This is a genomic window from Nocardioides cynanchi (assembly GCF_008761635.1).
GTDB classification, from domain to species: domain Bacteria; phylum Actinomycetota; class Actinomycetes; order Propionibacteriales; family Nocardioidaceae; genus Nocardioides; species Nocardioides cynanchi.
Window position 1 is genome coordinate 2,137,637 of the sequence record NZ_CP044344.1, and the last position, 18,440, is coordinate 2,156,076.

Genomic DNA, 18,440 nt, shown 5'->3' on the forward strand with positions numbered 1-18,440 from the left:
GGGACCTCCCTGTCAGCTGACCGTCCGCGCGCACAGTCATCATGGCGTCCTCATCATGGCGTACGACGATGGGACATGCCGAGGGGAGCACCGGCGCTCCGGTGCTCCCCCTCGGTGGTGGACCGTTGGGTCAAGCCCGACGGCGCAGCCTCACTGAGGCTGGCTGGGCGAGGTGATCTTGATCTTGCCCGAGATGATGTCGGCCTTGACCTGGTCGAGCTGCGACTTCAGGGTCGACGGGACCTTGCTGTCGAAGTCGTGGAACGGCGCGAGACCGGTGCCGTTGTTGTCCAGGGTGCCGACGTAGTTGCCCTTCGGGAACGTGCCCGAGGCGGCCTGCGTCGCGTACTCCTGCACCGAACCGCTGAGGTTCTTGGTGACCGAGGTCAGGAAGTACTTGCAGTACTGCGAGACGCTCTCGCAGCCGTCGGTGTCGACCCAGATCACCGAGAGCTGGCCACCCGACGCGGCAGCGGCCGCGGCCGAGCCGACGCCCGTGCCACCGGCGACCGGGAAGACGATGTCAGCGCCCTGCTGCTGGAACTGAGCGGTGATCTGCTTGCCCTTGTTGGCGTCGGTGAAGGAGTTGGCGAAAGTGCCGCCCTTCTGGTTCTTCTCGTCCCAACCGAGCACCTGGACGTTCTTGCTGTTCTGCTGGTTGTAGTACTGCACGCCCTCCCAGAAGCCGTCCATGTAGATGGTGACCGGCGGGATGTTCAGCCCGCCGTACGTCGCGACCTTGCCGGTCTTGCTCATGCCGGCGGCGAGGTAGCCGCCGAGGAAGCCGCCCTGGGCGGTGTTGTACTGGAGGCCGTAGACGTTCGGGCCCGACGACGCGGAGTCGATCTCGGCGTACTGCTGGCTGGGGTTCTTCTTCGCGATCTTGGTGACGGCGTCGGTCATCAGGCCGCCGACCGCGATCACGGTGTCGCAGCCCTTGTTGGTCTCGGCGGTCAGGTTCGGCGTGTAGTCGTTCTGCGAGGACGACGGCACGTAGGAGATCTTGATGTTCGGGTTGGCCTTGTTCGCGGCCTGGAGACCGGCCCACGAGGACTGGTTGAACGAGTGGTCGTCGACACCGCCGGTGTCGAGCACCATGCAGGCCTTCAGGCTGCCGCCGGCGGCCGAGGTGTCCGAGCTGGTCGGCGTGGTCGGGCCGTTGGAAGCGGTCGAGCTGCTGGGCTTGCCGCAGCCGGCGATCAGCAGCGACGCGGCGCCGAGGGCCGCGACGATCTTGATGGTGTGGCGCAAGGGAGATCTCCTCAGTCGTCCCGCCACGGTGCGGCGGGAAATGTTGGCTCACCCTAGTCCACACGCACCACGACCTGCGGCGCTAGGGCCGGAGGTCTCCAACTGTTACTGATCGGTGACCCGGACGGGCCACGAGGCCGGACGGGGTCGGCCTCGATCCGGTCAGAGCGAGCCGACGGCCACGGTCGCCAGGAGCTTGGCGGCGATGGGGATGGCGCGCTCGTCGACGCGCAGGTTGCCCTGGTGGATGTCGTACGTCGTGCCCCCGGGCGAGCGGGTACCGAGGCGGCCCATGGCCCCGGGAACCCGGGTGAGGTACCACGCGAAGTCCTCGCCGCCGAGGCTCTGCGAGGTCGGCGCCCGGCCGTGCGGCCCGAGCACGGTCTCCACGGCCGCACCCAGGAGCGCGATCGAGGCCTGCTCGTTGACCACCGGCGGGACCCCGCGTCGGTAGTCGACCTCGGCCCGGACGCCGTACGGCGCGAGGATCTCGTCGACGTGGGCGCGGATCCGGTGCTCCATGTCGCTCCAGGCGACGGCGTCGAGCATCCGGACCGTCCCGCCCAGCGTCCCGGACTCGGGGATCACGTTGGTGGCCCGGCCGGCCGCGACCCGGCCCCAGACCACGCTGACGCCGGCCCGCGGGTCGAGGCGGCGCGAGAGCACGGCCGGGAGCTCGGTCACCAACTTGGCCAGCGCGAAGGTGAGGTCCTCGGTCAGGTGCGGGCGACTGGTGTGGCCGCCGCCGCCCGAGAGCCGGATCTCGAGCGCGTCGGCCGCACCGGTGATCGGACCCTCGCGCAGTCCGACCTGCCCGACGTCGATGCTGGGGTCGCAGTGCAGGCAGAAGATCCGGCTGACCTCGTCGAGGGCGCCGAGGTTGATCAGCCGCTGCGCACCACCGGGCATCACCTCCTCGGCCGGCTGGAAGAGCAGCCTGACCCGTCCGGGTACGAGCCCGGCGGCGTGCGCCTCGGCCAGCGCGATGCCGGCACCGAGCAGCGCCGCGGTGTGGACGTCGTGCCCGCACGCGTGGGCCACCCCCGGCACCTGGCTGTGCCACGGGTCGGTGGTGGTGTCGTCGACCGGGAGTGCGTCGAGATCGGCGCGCAGGGCCACCCGCGGGCCGGTCTCGCCGAGGTCGGCGACCAGGCCGGACGCACCGGTGCGAGTGATCCGCCAGCCGATCTGGTCGAGGTGGTGGCTCACCAGGTCGGTGGTCCGGGTCTCCTCCCAGGAGAGCTCCGGGTGGGCGTGGAGGTCGCGGCGCAGATCGAGGAGGTCGTCGGTGTGCTTGTCGACGACCGTGTCGATCAGCGCATACGCATCTTCCGTGGACATGTCCCGACGAGGTTAGTTCACCCCGGCGGGTGGCCGCGCACCGACCGCGGGATCAGGCCTCGTCGTACGCCGCGAGGATCCGGTCGGCGGCCTCGACGGCCGGGAGCTCGCCGCGCAGCACCTGCTCGCGCACCTGCTCGCGTACGGCGCGCACCGGCGCCGACCGCCGGAGCCGCTGCTCGAGCTCGTCGCGGACCAACGCCCAGGCGAAGTCGAGCTGCTGGTGCGCGCGCCGGTCGGCCAGTCCGGCCACCCCGAGCCGGTCGCGGTGCGCCAGCACCTCGCCCCAGACCTCGTCGACCCCCGCCCCGGTCAGTCCCGAGCAGGTCACCACCGGAGGCGCCCAGGCGGCCTTGCCGTGCACCATCCGTAGCGCCCCGGCCAGCTCGCGGGCGGCGACCCGGGCCTCGGCCTCGTGCTCGCCGTCGGCCTTGTTGACCGCGATCACGTCGGCGATCTCGAGGATGCCGCGCTTGATGCCCTGGAGCTGGTCGCCGGTCCGGGCCAGGGTCAGGAACAGGAACGTGTCGACCATGCCGGCCACGGTGATCTCGGACTGCCCGACGCCGACGGTCTCCACCAGCACGACGTCGTACGACGCGGCCTCGAGCACGAGCATCGCCTGGCTGGTCGCGCGGGCGACGCCGCCGAGGGTGCCGGCACTCGGGCTCGGCCGGATGAAGGCGTGCTGGTCGACGGCCAGGTCGGGCATCCGGGTCTTGTCACCGAGCACCGAGCCTCCGGTGCGCGAGCTGCTCGGGTCCACGGCGAGCACGCCGACGCGGTGTCCGGCTGCGGTCAGCCGGCCCCCCAGCGCCTCGATGAACGTGGACTTCCCGACCCCTGGCAGCCCGGAGATGCCGACCCGGACGGTGGGCTCGCCGGGTGCCGTCAGCCGCGCGAGCAGGTGTCGCGCCTCGGCGCGGTGCTCGGGCCGGCTGGACTCCACCAGGGTGATCGCCCGGCTGACGGCGGCCCGTCGGCCGGCAGCGATCCCGTCGACGAGGTCGTCCACGTCGGCCATCAGTCGAGCATCAGGTGTCGAGCCGGGCCCGGAGCCGGGCCAGCAGGTCCAGCGCGGACGCCGCGATCACGGTGCCGGGCAGGAAGATCGCCGCTGCGCCCATCTCGGTCAGCGCGGGCACGTCGGCCGGCGGGATCACCCCGCCGATCACGATCATGATGTCGTCGCGTCCGAGGTCGGCCAGCGCCTGCTTCAGCGCCGGGAGCAGGGTCAGGTGGCCGGCCGCGAGGCTGCTCACGCCGACGATGTGCACGTCCGCGTCGACGGCCTGCTGGGCGACCTCCTCGGGCGTGGAGAACAACGGCCCGACGTCGACGTCGAAGCCCATGTCGGCGAACGCGCTCACCACGACCTTCTGGCCGCGGTCGTGGCCGTCCTGGCCCATCTTCGCGATCAGGATCCGCGGGCGGCGGCCCTCGGCCTCCTCGAAGTCGGCGGTGGCGGCGAGCACCTGCTCGACGAGCTGGTCCCCCGCGCTGCCGGCTTCGTCGCGGAACACACCGGAGATGGTACGGATCGTGGCGCGGTGCCGGCCCCAGACCTGCTCCAGCGCGCCGCTGATCTCGCCGACCGTCGCCTTGGCCCGGGCGGCGTCCACGGCCAGCGCGAGGAGGTTGTCTCCCTGGCCCTCCGGCTCGCCGGCTGCCTTCGTCAACGCCTCGAGCGCACGACGTACGTCGTCGTCGTCGCGCTCGGCCCGCAGCCGCTCCAGCTTCGCGATCTGCTGGCGGTAGACCTCGTCGTTGTCGACCCGGCGCACGTCGAGCGGGTCCTCGTCGGCGAGGCGGTAGGTGTTGACGCCGATCACCGCCTGGGCACCGGAGTCGATCCGGGCCTGGGTGCGGGCGGCGGCCTCCTCGATCCGCAGCTTCGGGATCCCCTGCTCGATCGCCTTCGACATGCCCCCGGCCCGCTCGACCTCCTGGATGTGGGCCCAGGCACGCTCGGCGAGGTCGTGGGTCAGCCTCTCGACGTAGTAGCTGCCGGCCCAGGGGTCGATCGTCCAGGTCGTGCCGCTCTCCTGCTGGAGGAGGAGCTGGGTGTTGCGGGCGATCCGGGCGCTGAAGTCGGTGGGCAGCGCGATCGCCTCGTCGAGGGCGTTGGTGTGCAGGCTCTGGGTGTGCCCCTGGGTCGCCGCCATCGCCTCGATGCAGGTGCGGCCGACGTTGTTGAAGACGTCCTGCGCGGTCAGGCTCCAGCCGCTGGTCTGGCAGTGGGTGCGCAGGCTCAGGCTCTTGGGGTTCTGCGGCTCGAAGTCGCGCACCAGCCGGGCCCAGAGCGCACGGGCCGCGCGCATCTTGGCGACCTCCATGAAGAAGTTCATCCCGATCGCCCAGAAGAAGCTGAGCCGCGGCGCGAAGTGGTCGATGTCGAGACCGGCCCGCACGCCGGTGCGGAGGTACTCCACGCCGTCGGCCAGCGTGTAGGCGAGCTCGAGGTCGGCGGTCGCCCCGGCCTCCTGCATGTGGTAGCCGGAGATCGAGATCGAGTTGAAGCGCGGCATGTGCTCGGCGGTGTAGCTGAAGATGTCGCCGACGATCCGCATGCTCGGGGCCAGCGGGTAGATGTAGGTGTTGCGGACCATGAACTCCTTGAGGATGTCGTTCTGGATGGTCCCGGCCAGCTGCTCGGGCTTGACGCCCTGCTCCTCGGCGGCGGCGATGTAGAGCGCCATGATCGGCAGCACCGCGCCGTTCATGGTCATGCTCACGCTCATCTGGTCGAGCGGGATCCCGTCGAAGAGCGTCCGCGCGTCGTAGATCGAGTCGATCGCCACTCCGGCCATGCCGACGTCGCCGCGCACCCGCGGGTGGTCGGAGTCGTAGCCGCGGTGGGTCGCCAGGTCGAAGGCGACGCTCAGCCCCTTCTGCCCGGCGGCGAGGTTGCGCCGGTAGAACGCGTTGGACTCCTCGGCGGTGGAGAAGCCGGCGTACTGCCGGATCGTCCAGGGCTGGGTGGTGTACATCGTCGGGTAGGGACCCCGCAGGTACGGCGTGAGGCCGGGCCAGGTGTCGAGGGCGTCGAGGTCCGCGAGGTGCTCGGGTCCGTAGACCGGGAGGATGTCGATCCCCTCCGGCGAGTGCCACGGGGAGGCGCCCTCTCGGTGGTCGAGCGCGTCCCGGTGGTCGAGCGCGTCCCGGTGGTCGAGCGCGTCCCGGTGGTCGAGCGCGTCCCGGTGGTCGAGCGCGTCCCGGTGGTCGAGCGCGTCCCGGTGGTCGAGCGCGTCCCGGTGGTCGAGCGGAGTCGAGACCACCTCGTCGCCGCTCAGCGGGAGGCCAGCGAAGCTCGGCGGCACGGAGGTCATGCGAGGTGTCCCCTCGTCCGGGTCAGGAAGTCGACGGCATCGACCCCGAGGGCACACGAGTCGTCGGCCCAGTCGGCGGGCTTCCCGGCCACGACGACGTGCCGGGCCCCGGCTCCGCGGAGGGCGGAGGCGGCCGCCTCGCCCCACTCGGCGTACGCCGCGTCGGTCCCGGCCAGGCAGACGACCGGCTGGCCGTCGTAGGCAGCGACCAGGTCGTCGACCCCGGCCGTGGGTCCGGCGACGTCCACGGCGACACCACCGGCGGCGAACAGGTTGGTGGCGAAGCCGGCCCGGGCCGTGTGCGCGGCGACCGGCCCCAGGGTCGCCAGGAAGGCGTGCGTGGTCGGCGGCTGAGCCCGCAGGGCCTCGAACGCCGCCCCCCACCGGTAGGTCAGGTTGCGTCGCGCCGGTGCCGGGTCTCCCAGGCGCGGGAACTCACTGAGCCCGGTCAGCGGCCGGCGCCGGGTCGCCACGTCGACCTCGCGGCGGGCTCGGACGTCGCGCACCCGGCCCTCGAAGGCGCCGAGGCCGTCGCTCTCGATCCGGCCGAGCTCGGCCCAGGCGACGCGGGCCAGGTCGTCAGTGAGGCGCTCGACGGCGTACGCCCCGCCGGCGGGGTCGGCCACCGCGGCCACGTGCGACTCCGCGACCAGCAGCGCGCTGGTGTTGCGGGCCATCCGCCGACCGAGCACGGAGACCTCCCCGGTCGGCTCGTCGAAGGGCACCACGGTGATCGAGTCCGCACCGCCGACTCCCGCGCCGAACGCGGCGACGGTCCCCCGGAGCAGGTTGACGTGCACGTCGTAGGCGCTTGTCATCGAGCGGCTGGTCACGGCGTGGATCCGGGTCCTCGGGTCGGCGACCTGGCACAGCTCGGCCAGCCGGGCCCAGAGCCGACGCAGGGCGCGGAACTTGGCCATCGTGGTGAACTGCTCGTCGGTGGCGGCGACCCGGACCTCGACCAGGCCGAAGGCGTCCTCGGGTGGCACCCCGGCCGCATCGAGGACGCGCAGCACGTGCGCTCCGCGGGCCAGCACCCAGCCGAGCTCCTGGCCGTCGGAGGCACCCTGCTCGTGGACCGTGGTGCCGTCGACGACGACCGCACGCACCCCGGCCTCCTGGGCGAGCCGGGCGAAGACCTCGAGGTCGACGGGATCGGCGTCCGGCGCCGCGCCCAGGTTGCTGTCCGGGTGCAGCGGCCCCAGGGCCACCAGGGCCTCCGCGTGGGCGCGCGTCGGACCCTCCAGCACGACCGCGGCGAGGTCGAGCCGCACTCCGGTCAGGGCAGCGGGCAGCTCGTCCGGGGCCACCTCGTCGGCGACCAGCCACAGGCTGGTGGCGCCGTTCTCGAGGTCCGCCACCGCGGCGCCGCTGTCGCCGGAGGTGCGGGTGCGCACGTCCCACGGGCCGTGTCGGGTCGGCCGACCCCTCGTGACGAGGTCGTCCAGGTCGGCGCGGGTGCCGAGCGGGGGGATCGCGATGTCGTCGTACGTCGTCCGGGTCAGGGCCGCCCAGACGGCGTCGTCGGGCGAGTCCTCACCCAGCCGTCGGGTCTTGCGGAGGACCTTCGCGGCCGCGCCCTCCCAGTCCGCACGGGACCAGTCGTCGGCCGCCGAGACCAGGGCGAGCGCGCCGGGGTCCGGTTGCAGCGCTTCGGGCTCGTCGAGACCACCCTGCACGTCGGTCATGGGCCAAGCGTAGGAGCGCGCCACGGGTCCGAGCCAATGGATGGGACCTTTGTCTCCCACCCCGGGACCTTTGCCGCGCGGCGGTTCTCTCCACCTGGCCGCGCGCGGGGTGGGATCATCCCCGGTGTGGCAGACCTGGTCGTGGTGATGGGCCTGGGGCACCTGGTCGGTGCCGACGGGAACGAGTGGTACAACTTCTGGTCCGGCCTCGGCGCCGACGTCGGTCAGGTCGCGCTCTTCGGCGCCGCGATCGGGCTCTACCGCAAGCACAACTGCCACGTGCACCGCTGCTGGCGGATCGCCAAGCAGCAGGTCGAGGGCACGACCTGGATGGTGTGTCACAAGCACCACCCGGACGGGAAGCCGACCGAGGCCCACATGACCGCTCTGGCCGAGAAGAAGCGCGCCGCCGACGCCGGCTCGTCGGTCACCCTGACCGACTGATCCGTCAGACCTCGGTACGGCTGTCGCGGTCCTTGTTACGGATCCCGATCTTGTTGCCCAGCCAGACCAGCGGGTCGTAGGTCTTGTCGACCACGCGCTCCTTCATCGGGATGATCGCGTTGTCGGTGATGTGGATGCCCTCGGGACAGACCTCGGTGCAGCACTTGGTGATGTTGCACATCCCCAGCCCGGCCTGCTCGCGGGTCGTCTCCCGACGGTCGAGGGTGTCCAGCGGGTGCATGTCGAGCTCGGCGTACCGCAGGAAGAACCGCGGGCCGGCGAACGCCTTCTTGTTCTCCTCGTGGTCGCGCACCACGTGGCAGGTGTTCTGGCACAGGAAGCACTCGATGCACTTGCGGAACTCCTGCCCGCGCTCGACGTCCTCCTGCATCATCCGGCGCTTGCCGTCGGCGTCGCGGGGCGGGAGCTCGACGTAGGGCAGCTCCTTGGCCTTCTCGTAGTTGTACGACACGTCGGTGACCAGGTCGCGGATCACCGGGAAGGTGCGCATCGGAGTGACCGTGATGGTCTCGGTCTCGGGGTAGTCCGAGAGCCGAGACATGCACATCAGTCGGGGCTTGCCGTTGATCTCCGCACTGCACGAGCCGCACTTCCCGGCCTTGCAGTTCCAGCGGACCGCGAGGTCACCGGCCTGGGTGGCCTGGACGCGGTGGATCGCGTCGAGCACGACCTCGCCGGTCTCGACCTCGACGTCGTAGTCCTGGAGGTCGCCCCCGGACTGGTCGCCGCGCCAGAGCCGCATCTTGAGCGTGTATCCCATGAGGTCAGTGCCCTTCCTCGAAGAATGCGGCCAGCTCGTCCGGCATCACCGGAAGAGGCTGGGTGGCCAGGTCGACGCCGTCGCCCGCCGAGTTGATCGACAGCACGATGTTCTTGGTGCCCCACTCCTCGTTGAACCCGGGGTGGTCCTCGCGGGTGTGACCGCCGCGTGACTCCTCGCGCTCGAGCGCCGCCTTCGCGATGCACTCGGAGACAAGCAGCATGTTGTGCAGGTCGAGGGCGAGGTGCCAGCCGGGGTTGTACTCCCGCTGTCCCTCGACCTTCAGGTGCGCAGCACGCACCTTGAGCTTCTCGATCTCGGCCAGCGACGACTCCAGCTCCGCACGGGTGCGGATGATGCCGACCAGGTCGTTCATCGTCTGCTGGAGGTCCTGCTGGACCTTGTAGGGGTTCTCGTTGTCGCCGGACGCCGGGTCGAAAGGCTTCAGCGCGAAGCTGCGGGCGGCGGCCAGGTCGTCGTCGGAGACGGCGGGTCGCGCCGCACCCAGGCCGGCGACGTAGGCCGCGGCGGACTCGCCGGCGCGGCGCCCGAACACCAGCAGGTCGGACAGCGAGTTGCCGCCGAGCCGGTTGGAGCCGTGCATGCCGCCGGAGCACTCGCCGACGGCGTACAGGCCCTCGACCCCGCTCAGCTCGGTGTCGGCGTCGACCTCGACGCCACCCATGACGTAGTGGCAGGTCGGGCCGATCTCCATCGCCTCGACGGTGATGTCGACGTCGGCCAGCTCCTTGAACTGGTGGTACATCGACGGGAGGCGCTTGCGGATGAACTCGGGGGTACGACGCGACGCGATGTCGAGGTAGACCCCGCCGTGCTCGGAGCCGCGGCCGGCCTTGATCTCGGAGTTGATCGCCCGCGCGACCTCGTCACGTGGCAGCAGCTCGGGTGGCCGGCGGTTGTTCTTCTTGTCCTCGTACCAGCGGTCGGCCTCCTCCTCGGTGTCGGCCGTCTCGCTCTTGAAGAACTCCGGGATGTAGTCGAACATGAACCGCTTGCCCTCGGAGTTCTTCAGGATGCCGCCGTCGCCACGCACCGACTCCGTGACCAGCAGGCCCTTCACCGAGGGCGGCCAGACCATCCCGGTCGGGTGGAACTGGACGAACTCCATGTTGATCAGCTTCGCGCCGGCGCGCAGGGCCATCGCGTGGCCGTCGCCGGTGTACTCCCAGGAGTTCGAGGTGACCTTGAAGCTCTTGCCGATGCCGCCGGTGGCGAGCACGATGCTGGGCGCGTCGAAGGTGATGAACCTGCCGGTCTCGCGCCAGTAGCCGAAGGCCCCGGAGACCCGGTCGCCGTCCTTGAGGAGGTCGGTGATCGTGCACTCCATGAACACCTCGACGCCGAGCTGCACGGCTCGCTGCTGGAGGGTGCGGATCATCTCCAGTCCGGTGCGGTCCCCGACGTGCGCGAGCCGCGCGTAGCGGTGGCCACCGAAGTCGCGCTGTGAGATCAGCCCGTCCTTGGTGCGGTCGAAGAGCGCCCCCCAGTCCTCGAGCTCGAGGACCCGTTCGGGTGCCTCCTGCGCGTGGAGCTGGGCCATCCGCCAGTTGTTGAGCATCTTGCCGCCGCGCATGGTGTCGCGGAAGTGCACCTGCCAGCTGTCGTCGGGCCACAGGTTGCCCAGCGCTGCCGCGGCACCGCCCTCGGCCATCACCGTGTGGGCCTTGCCGAGCAGCGACTTGCAGACCAGGGCGACCCGGGCGCCGGCCTCGTGAGCCGCGATCGCGGCCCGGAGCCCGGAGCCACCGGCGCCGATCACGACGACGTCGTACTGGTGCTTCTCGACGTCGCTGTCGGGGACGCTCGGCGTCTCGGAGGTGGTGGTCATCAGAAGAACCTCGGGTCGGAGAAGGCCCCGGACGAGATCAGGAGCACGTAGAGGTCGGCGAAGGCGACCGAGAACAGGGACAGCCAGGCGAAACGGGCGTGGTGGTGGTTGATCTTGGAGACCCAGGTCCAGGCCTTGTAGCGCACCGGGTGCTTGGAGAAGTGCCGCAGCCGCCCGCCCACGATGTGGCGGCAGGAGTGGCACGACAGCGTGTAGAGCCAGATCAGGACGATGTTGACCAGGAACACCAGCGAGCCCAGGCCCATGTGGAACCAGTGGTCGTTCGCGTCGCGGAAGGTGAGCACGGTGTCGTAGGTCAGGATCAGCGAGACCACGACCGCGGCGTACCAGAAGTAGCGGTGGATGTTGTTGAGGATCAGCGGCAGCTTGGTCTCACCGGAGTACGACGCGTGCGGTTCGGCGACGGCACACGCCGGCGGGCTCATCCAGAAGGCGCGGTAGTAGGCCTTGCGGTAGTAGTAGCAGCTCATCCGGAAGCCGAGCGGGAAGATCAGCACGATCAGCGCGGCCGACAGCGGCCACCAGCCGAAGGGCTGCCCGAAGTCGGAGCTGCCCTTGACGCAGTCGCCCAAGCAGGGCGAGTAGAGGGGCGAGAGGTAGGGCGCCTGGTAGTAGTGGCTGCCCATGAACGCACGGATCGTGGCGTAGATGACGAACGCCGTGAACACGACGAAGGTGGTCAGGGGGTAGACCCACCACCGGTCGGTCCGCAGCGTCTTCGCCTCGATGCTGGCCCGGGTGGGGCCGTGCACTCCTGTTGACATCGTCGTCCTTCCAAGACTGGGCCAAGCCGGGGCGCGCCTCCGCGACGTCAGGCGCGAGCACAGGGCAACTTATCGCGGCGCCAGCCCGGACGCCGTACCCGGGTGGTGTGAGATTTCGGACGCGGAACCGGCCTGGACCCGGGCGCCCGGCTCAGCGACGGCGCCTGCGGGCCAGCGCCGCCACTGCCCAGGCAGTCGCCGCTCCCACGACGAAGGCCAGCCGGGGGTCGGCGCGCCCCGCCGCCGCGACCGACGGGGCCGGGGCGACGGCCCGGGGTGGCTCCGCAGGCGGGGCGGGGCCCGCCGGAGCGGGTACGGCGTCGCGGGCCGCCCGCGCCGGGCGCGAGGTGTGCGCCCAGGCGGCGGCGTACATGACGACCCGGGAGAAGTAGTTGATCCAGACCAGGAGCACCAGCGCGATCCCGAACGCCTGGAACGCCGGCTGGTGCTGGGTGGCCCGCAGCAGGTAGCTCGACCCCAGCTTGAGCACCTCGAAGCCGATCCCACCCAGCAGCGCTCCCTGCCACAGGGCCCGGCGCGGTGTGCGCGGCCGCGCCAGGAGCCGGAACAGTGCGTAGAACAGCAGCATGTCCGCGCCGATCCCGACCACGACGCCGCCCAGGTGCACCAGCCAGCTCAGCTGCCGGCCGAGGCCGAGCAGCTCCAGGAGCTTGTCCGAGTAGCCGACGACGGCGCCGGTCACCGCGACGCTGAGCATCAGCGTGACCCCGATGATCACCAGGGTGACCAGGTCGCGGAGCTTGCCGACGAAGAAGTTGGGGTACTCGTTGCGCGGCATCTCGAAGACCACCTCGAGGGCGCTGCGCATCCCCGACAGCCAGCCGAGGCCGGAGTAGATCACTCCGGCGAGGCCGATCAGCCCGACGGTTCCGGCGGCGTCCTCGATCGAGCGGATCGAGATCTCGCCGTTGGGAGGAGGGTTCCGGCTGCTGACGATGCCCGGCAGCACCTGCTGGACGGCCCGGACCAGGTTGTCCTGGGCGGAGGAGTCCATCCGGGCGAGGTAGCCGACCACGAAGAACGCGAGAGCCAGGATCGGGAAGAACGACAGGAACGCGAAGTAGGTGACGGCCCCGGCCTGAGCCGAGCCGTTGACCCGCCCGTAGTGGGCCTGCATCCGGACCAGGTGGTCGACCAGCGCCGAGCGCTCGCGGGCACGTCCGAGCAGCGCCTTCGCCCGCGCGAGGGGAGAGGCCATCAGCCCGGTGGGCCGGTGAGCACGAAGTCGTGCGTGGCCGTCCAGCCGCTGTCACCGTCGTGCACGTAGAGGTGGAAGTCGCTCACCGGGAACGCGCACTCGAAGTCGGCCATCTCGTCGAACGCGCGGTCGAGACGGTCGTCGTCGAGGTGGTGGGCGACGGTCACGTGCGGGTGGTAGGGGAAGTCCAGCGTGAGTGCGAGGGGACCCGACCGGCAGGCGTGGGCGAGCTGCTCGGTCTGGGAGATGCCCTGGACCAGGTTGATGAACACCACCGGCGAGACCGGGCGGAAGGTGCCGGAGCCGCGCAGGTGCACGTCGTACGACGCTCGCAGCCGGGCCACCTCACCGAGGTGCTGCTCGATCGGGCCGAGGGTCTGGCTGTCCACCTCGATCGGCGGCACGAGTGTGATGTGGGTCGGGATCGCGGCACCCTGCTCGTCGCCGTTGGCGACCCGGAAGTCCTGGAGCCGGCTGCCCCAGGGTTCGGGAACGGCGAGCGAGACCCCGATCGTCGGCACGCGGACCCCTACGCGCCGGTCGCCCGGGAGACCGCCGCGAAGCCGACCCGCTGGAACACGTCGCGCAGCGTCGCCTCGGCGATCTCGGCGGCGGCCTGGCGGCCCTGCTCGAGGATCTGGGTCAGGTGGGTCTGGTCGTCGAGGAGCTCGAGGGTCCGGTCGCGGAACGGCGTCACGAAGTCCACGACCAGGTCGGCGAGGTCCTTCTTCAGGTCGCCGTAACCGCGCCCGTCGTACTCCTGCTCGAGGTCGCTGACGGCCAGCCCGGACAGGGCGGAGAAGATCGTCAGCAGGTTGGAGACCCCCGGCTTCTCGTCGGGGTCGAAGCGGATCTCCGAGCCGGAGTCGGTGACCGCTGAGCGGATCTTCTTCGCACTCACGCGCGGCTCGTCGAGCAGCTCGATGATGCCGGCCGGCGAGGACGACGACTTCGACATCTTGGCCGTCGGCAGCTGGAGATCGGTGATCTTGGCGGTGGCCTTGAGGATGTAGGGCTCGGGCAGCCGGAAGGTCTTCTTGTAGCGGTGGTTGAACCGCTGGGCGAGGTCGCGCGTGAGCTCGAGGTGCTGGCGCTGGTCCTCGCCGACCGGCACGAAGTGCGGCCGGTAGAGCAGGATGTCGGCGGCCTGGAGGATCGGATAGGTGAACAGCCCGACGCTGGCCGCGCCCTCACCCCCCTTGGCCGACTTGTCCTTGAACTGCGTCATCCGGCGGGCCTCGCCGAAGCCGGTCAGGCACTGCAGGACCCAGCCGAGCTGGGCGTGCGCCGGGATCTGGCTCTGCACGAAGATCGACGACCGCTCGGGGTCGATCCCCATCGCGACCAGCTGGGCGGCCGCGCGCAGCGTCCGCTCGCGCAGGACCTTGGGGTCCTGCTCCAGCGTGATCGCGTGGAGGTCGGCGATGAAGAAGAAGGGCTGGTACTCGCGCTGGAGGTCGACCCACTGACGCAGGGCGCCGAGGTAGTTGCCGAAGTGGAAGGAGTCGGCCGTGGGCTGGATGCCGGAGAGCACCCGCGGCCGCGCCCCGGTGGCCACGTCGGGGACCGTCAGCTGGGGTGACGTGGTCGCGCTGGGCATGGGCTGCATTGTGTCAGGGGCGTCGAGAGCTCCGGGGCCGGGTGACCGGCACGTCGTACGACGGCGCGGCAATCGGCTTGCCCCGTCGCGCTTCGCGTTGGCAGGGTGCCGCCATGCCCGACGTCCCGACCGCGCCCACCCTGACCGACGGCACCGTCACGCTCCGGGCGCACCGGGAGGACGACGTGCCCGGCGTGGTCGAGCAGGCCACGGACCCGGCCAGTGTCCGCTGGACCACCGTGCCCACGCCGTACGGCGTCGACGAGGCCCACGCGTTCGTGACCGAGGTGATGCCCGGGGGCTGGGCGGCGGGCCGGTGGGGGTTCGCGGTCGAGTCGGAGGGGCGCTACGCCGGCACGGTCGAGCTGCGCGACGAGGGGGGCGGCCGCGCCGAGATCGCCTTCGCGTCGACGCCGTGGGTCCGGGGCACCGGCGCGATGCAGCGGGCCTGCCGGCTGGTGCTCGACTGGGGCTTCTCCGAGCGCGGCGTCCGGACCGTCGTCTGGCACGCTCACGTCGGGAACTGGACGTCACGACGGCTCGCGTGGCGGCTCGGGTTCTCCTTCGACGGCACCCTCCGCGGCTACCTGCGGCACCGGGGCAACCTCGTCGACGCGTGGTCGGGCACCCTCCTGGTCACCGACGAGCGCGGCCCGAGGAGCACCTGGTTGGAGACTCCGCTGCTCACCGACGAGGTGGTCCGGCTCCGCCCGCTGCGGTACGGCGACCTCGCCCGGGTGGTGGAGGCGGCCGGGGACGACCGGACCCAGCGTTGGCTGGGTCGGATGCCCTCGCCGTACACCTGGGCCGATGCCCGGACCTGGCTGGAGCAGACCCTCGAGTCGGCGGCGAGCGGCGACGCGGTGACCTGGGCGGTCACGGGGGACGACGACGTCCTGCTCGCGGCGGTGAACCTGTTCGACATCGCGCCCGGCAACGCCGCCGAGGTCGGCTTCTGGGCGCACCCCGACGCCCGGGGCCGGGGAGTGACGACGCGGGCCACCGCGCTCGCCCTCCGGCACGGCTTCGACGCCCTCGGTCTCGTGCGGATCGAGGGTCACGCCGCCCTCGGCAACGCCGCCTCACGGCACGCCCTGGAGGCCGCAGGCCTGCGGGAGGCCGGCGTGGTCCGGCTCGGCACCGTGATCCGTCCCGAGGGCCGGGTCGACGCGATGCGGTACGACGTGCTGGTCGAGGAGTGGCGCGGGTCTCGCTGAGGTCGGGACCAAAGGATTACGGCGCGGTACCGGGGTGTTGGCACAATGGCACGAGCGCCGGATCACGGTGCCGGCCCGACACGAGGGGGAAGGGTGAGCCTGCAGTCCACGATCTCGTCGCTGCGCACCCGGCGCATGCTGACGTGGTTCGTCCCCGCGGTCGGGCTGGCCCTCTACCTGATCCTGGTCCCGCAGGTCCCCGACTTCGCCGCCCAGGCCACCCGCGCCGCGATCTTCGACCGGCTCGGCTCGGTGTCGTGGTGGCCGGGCTGGTACGGCGGCATGGAGCTGCCGACGTACTCGGTGATGGCGCCCGGGATCATGGCCACGATCGGCGACCTGGTCGGCAACAGCGACGCCGGTGTCGCGATCACCGGCGCCATCGCCTCGGCGATCTGCATGTGGACCGGGCACCAGCTGCTGAAGGGCTCGGCCCGTCCGCGGGCGGCGAGCGTGGCGTTCGCGGGGACCGTCCTGCTCAACCTCTTCGGCGGGCGGATCACCTTCCTGGTCGGCCTGGCCGCGGCCATGCTCGCGGTCTACGCCCTCATGCACCGGCACCCGTGGCTGGCCGGGCTGGCCACCATCGCCAGCGTGCTCGGGAGCCCGCTCGCGGGGCTGTTCACCGGCATCGTGGCCGCAGCGGTCCTGGTCAGCGACCGCTCGCGCCGGCCCCAGGCCCTCGTGGTGGGCGTGGCCACCGCCGCGTCGCTGGGCACCCTGGCCGTGCTGTTCCGCAACCCCGGCGTGATGGGGTCTCCGCCGGCGCAGATCCTGTTCGCCCTGCTCGGCATCGTCCTGGTCTGGATCGCCTGCCGCAACGAGCCCACCATCAGGGCCGGCGCCGTGATCATCGCGGTCGGCCTCCTGGTCTGTCTGGTGGTGCCCAACAGCGTCGGGCTCAACCTGACCCGGATGGTGTGGCTGCTCGCGGCCCCGCTGATCGTGGGCTACGGCCACCGGCCCGACAAGCACGTCCTGGCCCTGACCGCGCTGGCCCTGGTCTTCCCCGCGGTGGACGTGACCTGGCAGCTCGCCGAGGCCGACTCGCCGTCGGCGTCCGCGCCGTACTACGCGCCGCTGCTCCACCAGCTCGGGCAGCGCCTCGACTCCGGCGCCCACCTCGGCCAACGGGTCGAGGTCGTGGAGCCGCAGACCAAGGGCGCCGCACGCTACGTCGGCGAGACCACCCCCGTGGCCCGCGGGTGGGAGCGCCAGGCCGACGTCGTGGACAACCCGATCTTCTACAACGACGGCGCCCTCGACGCGACGTCGTACCGTCAGTGGCTCGACCAGCTGGCCGTCGCCTACGTCGCGGTGCCGGCCACCAAGCTGGACTTCGCGTCGGTCGACGAGGCGAAGCTGATCGCCACCGGCCTGCCCTACCTGCACCTGGTCTGGAGCAACCCGGACTGGAAGCTCTACCGGGTCGCGGACCCCGCTCCGCTCCTGCGTGGCGCCCAGATCATCTCGATGTCGGGCAACCAGCTGCGGATGCAGGTCAGCAAGCCGGGCCTGGTGCCGATCCAGATCCGGTGGTCCGACCATCTCGCGGTGCTCGACGGCACCGTGCCGGTGTCGCTGGGCGTCCGGGCGCACGGGTGTCTGTCGCAGAACGGCGACTGGACCCTGCTGCACGCCCGGCGCGCCGGCACCTACGTGCTCACGTCCGACTTCGACGTGCTCCCCGACCGCCAGCAGCGCGGCGGGGTCTGCCCCAACCCGGGCTCCTAGCTGCCCGGCTGCGCCGCGGCAGCCGCGTCGCGCCGATGGGCGCGCGCGGAGACCAGCAGGATCAGCAGCCCGGCCACGGCGAGCACCGCGCCGACGAACGACGGGGCGCGGTAGCCCCAGCCGGCCGCGATCACCAGCCCACCCAGCCACGCCCCGACGGCGTTGCCGATGTTGAGCGAGGAGTGGTTCATCGCCGCCCCCAGGGTCTGGGCGTCGCCGGCGACGTCCATCAGCCGCAGCTGGAGGTTGACCACCAGGACCGACGAGGACACGGCGACCAGGAAGGCCGGGAGCAGGGACGGCCAGCCGGTGGGTGCGACCAGGCCGAAGGCGACCAGGAGCACCGCCATCGCGGCCGACGAGCCGAGCAGGGACCGGAACACCGACCAGTCGGCGAGTGCCCCGGCCACCCAGGTCCCGGCCACCATGCCGAGGCCGAACACGAGCAGGAAGACCGGTACGGCGCCGTCCGGCAGGCCACCGACGACCGTGACCACGTTGGCGATGTAGGAGTAGAGCGCGAACATCCCGCCGAAGCCGATGGCGCCGGCCAGCAGGGTCAGCCAGGCCTGGGGCTCGGCGAACAGCCGGAGCTCGCGCCGGCCGGTCGCGTCGGCGTTGCCGGGGCCGGTCGGCACGAACGCGAGGATCAGGGCCACGGTCAGCATCGACAGGGACGCCGCGACCCAGAACGCCGAGCGCCAGCCGAGGTGCTGCCCGAGGAAGGTGGCGGCCGGCACTCCGACGACATTGGCCACCGACAGCCCCAGCATCACCATCGCCACGGCCCGCCCCTGCCGACCCGGCCGGGCCAGGTCGGCGGCGACCAGTGACGCGACGCCGAAGAAGGCGCCGTGCGGGACACCGTCCAGGAAGCGGGCCAGCAGCAGCAGGTCGTAGCTGCCGGCGAGGGCGCTGAGTGCGTTGGCAACGGCGTACGTCGTCATCAGGGCGACCAGCAGGGCACGGCGCGGCAGCCGCGCGCCGCTGACCGCCAGGATCGGGGCGCCGACGACCACGCCGAGGGCGTAGGCCGAGATCAGGTGGCCCGCTGTCGGGATGTCGACCGCGACCCCGTCGGCGATCTGGGGCAGCAGCCCCATCACCATGAACTCCGTGGTCCCGATCGCGAAGCCGCCCATGGCCAGGGCGAGGGTCGCCAGCTGCACGCGTGCTGCTCCGGCGACGTGCGTCGTCGCGCC

At 71.5% G+C, this 18,440-nt stretch carries 15 protein-coding genes; 3 read left to right on the top strand and 12 right to left on the bottom strand.

All coding sequences use genetic code 11. From position 1 onward, the window contains the following. Positions 1-150: 150 nt before the first annotated feature. From E3N83_RS10425 to E3N83_RS10445, 5 genes are all read right to left on the bottom strand, one after another. Positions 151-1,251: a BMP family lipoprotein gene (locus E3N83_RS10425; protein ID WP_151083201.1), complete on the bottom strand. Its 1,101-nt coding sequence runs from the start codon at positions 1,249-1,251 to the stop codon at positions 151-153. Between the two features lie 162 nt (positions 1,252-1,413). Further along, positions 1,414-2,592 carry an amidohydrolase gene (locus E3N83_RS10430; RefSeq protein WP_151083202.1) on the bottom strand — a complete coding sequence of 393 codons (1,179 nt, stop codon included), beginning with the start codon at positions 2,590-2,592 and terminating at the stop codon, positions 1,414-1,416. A gap of 52 nt (positions 2,593-2,644) precedes the next feature. Then, entirely contained in the window at positions 2,645-3,616 is a 972-nt protein-coding gene (gene meaB, locus E3N83_RS10435; protein WP_151083203.1) for a methylmalonyl Co-A mutase-associated GTPase MeaB, read from the bottom strand. A gap of 10 nt (positions 3,617-3,626) precedes the next feature. Next, positions 3,627-5,921, bottom strand: coding sequence for a methylmalonyl-CoA mutase (gene scpA / locus E3N83_RS10440; RefSeq protein ID WP_238342855.1), 2,295 nt, complete (start codon positions 5,919-5,921; stop codon positions 3,627-3,629). Further along, a complete protein-coding gene (locus tag E3N83_RS10445; protein ID WP_151083204.1) occupies positions 5,918-7,609 on the bottom strand; it encodes a methylmalonyl-CoA mutase family protein in 1,692 nt (563 codons plus the stop codon). The genes scpA and E3N83_RS10445 overlap by 4 nt, the downstream gene beginning before the upstream one ends. 126 nt (positions 7,610-7,735) lie before the next feature. Between E3N83_RS10445 and E3N83_RS10450 the strand changes: the two genes are divergently transcribed. Beyond that, complete coding sequence (locus tag E3N83_RS10450; protein WP_151083205.1) at positions 7,736-8,053, top strand: hypothetical protein; 318 nt, start codon at positions 7,736-7,738, stop codon at positions 8,051-8,053. A 4-nt stretch (positions 8,054-8,057) separates the two neighbouring features. Here E3N83_RS10450 and E3N83_RS10455 read toward each other — a convergent pair whose 3' ends face one another. From E3N83_RS10455 to trpS, 6 genes are all read right to left on the bottom strand, one after another. Continuing rightward, positions 8,058-8,834 (bottom strand): succinate dehydrogenase/fumarate reductase iron-sulfur subunit, encoded by a 777-nt coding sequence (locus E3N83_RS10455; RefSeq protein ID WP_151083206.1) that lies wholly within the window; start codon positions 8,832-8,834, stop codon positions 8,058-8,060. Positions 8,835-8,838: 4 nt separating this feature from the next. Then, a complete protein-coding gene (locus E3N83_RS10460) occupies positions 8,839-10,683 on the bottom strand; it encodes a fumarate reductase/succinate dehydrogenase flavoprotein subunit (protein ID WP_151083207.1) in 1,845 nt (614 codons plus the stop codon). Further along, positions 10,683-11,468: a hypothetical protein gene (locus E3N83_RS10465; protein ID WP_151083208.1), complete on the bottom strand. Its 786-nt coding sequence runs from the start codon at positions 11,466-11,468 to the stop codon at positions 10,683-10,685. Before E3N83_RS10465 ends, E3N83_RS10460 begins: the two co-directional genes overlap by 1 nt. 151 nt (positions 11,469-11,619) lie before the next feature. Then, positions 11,620-12,687 carry a YihY/virulence factor BrkB family protein gene (locus tag E3N83_RS10470; protein WP_151083209.1) on the bottom strand — a complete coding sequence of 356 codons (1,068 nt, stop codon included), beginning with the start codon at positions 12,685-12,687 and terminating at the stop codon, positions 11,620-11,622. After that, positions 12,687-13,208: a 2'-5' RNA ligase family protein gene (locus E3N83_RS10475; RefSeq protein WP_151083210.1), complete on the bottom strand. Its 522-nt coding sequence runs from the start codon at positions 13,206-13,208 to the stop codon at positions 12,687-12,689. Before E3N83_RS10475 ends, E3N83_RS10470 begins: the two co-directional genes overlap by 1 nt. An 8-nt stretch (positions 13,209-13,216) precedes the next feature. After that, positions 13,217-14,287, bottom strand: coding sequence for a tryptophan--tRNA ligase (trpS, locus tag E3N83_RS10480; RefSeq protein WP_151083211.1), 1,071 nt, complete (start codon positions 14,285-14,287; stop codon positions 13,217-13,219). Positions 14,288-14,400: 113 nt separating this feature from the next. Here trpS and E3N83_RS10485 point away from each other — a divergent pair, with 113 nt between their 5' ends. Both E3N83_RS10485 and E3N83_RS10490 read left to right on the top strand, forming a co-directional pair. Then, a complete protein-coding gene (locus E3N83_RS10485) occupies positions 14,401-15,504 on the top strand; it encodes a GNAT family N-acetyltransferase (RefSeq protein ID WP_151083212.1) in 1,104 nt (367 codons plus the stop codon). Between the two features lie 93 nt (positions 15,505-15,597). Next, positions 15,598-17,238, top strand: a complete 1,641-nt coding sequence (locus E3N83_RS10490; protein ID WP_151083213.1) for a DUF2029 domain-containing protein — start codon at positions 15,598-15,600, stop codon at positions 17,236-17,238. Here the strand turns inward: E3N83_RS10490 and E3N83_RS10495 are convergent. Further along, entirely contained in the window at positions 17,235-18,407 is a 1,173-nt protein-coding gene (locus tag E3N83_RS10495; protein WP_337692347.1) for an MFS transporter, read from the bottom strand. The genes E3N83_RS10490 and E3N83_RS10495 overlap by 4 nt on opposite strands. Positions 18,408-18,440: the final 33 nt, after the last annotated feature.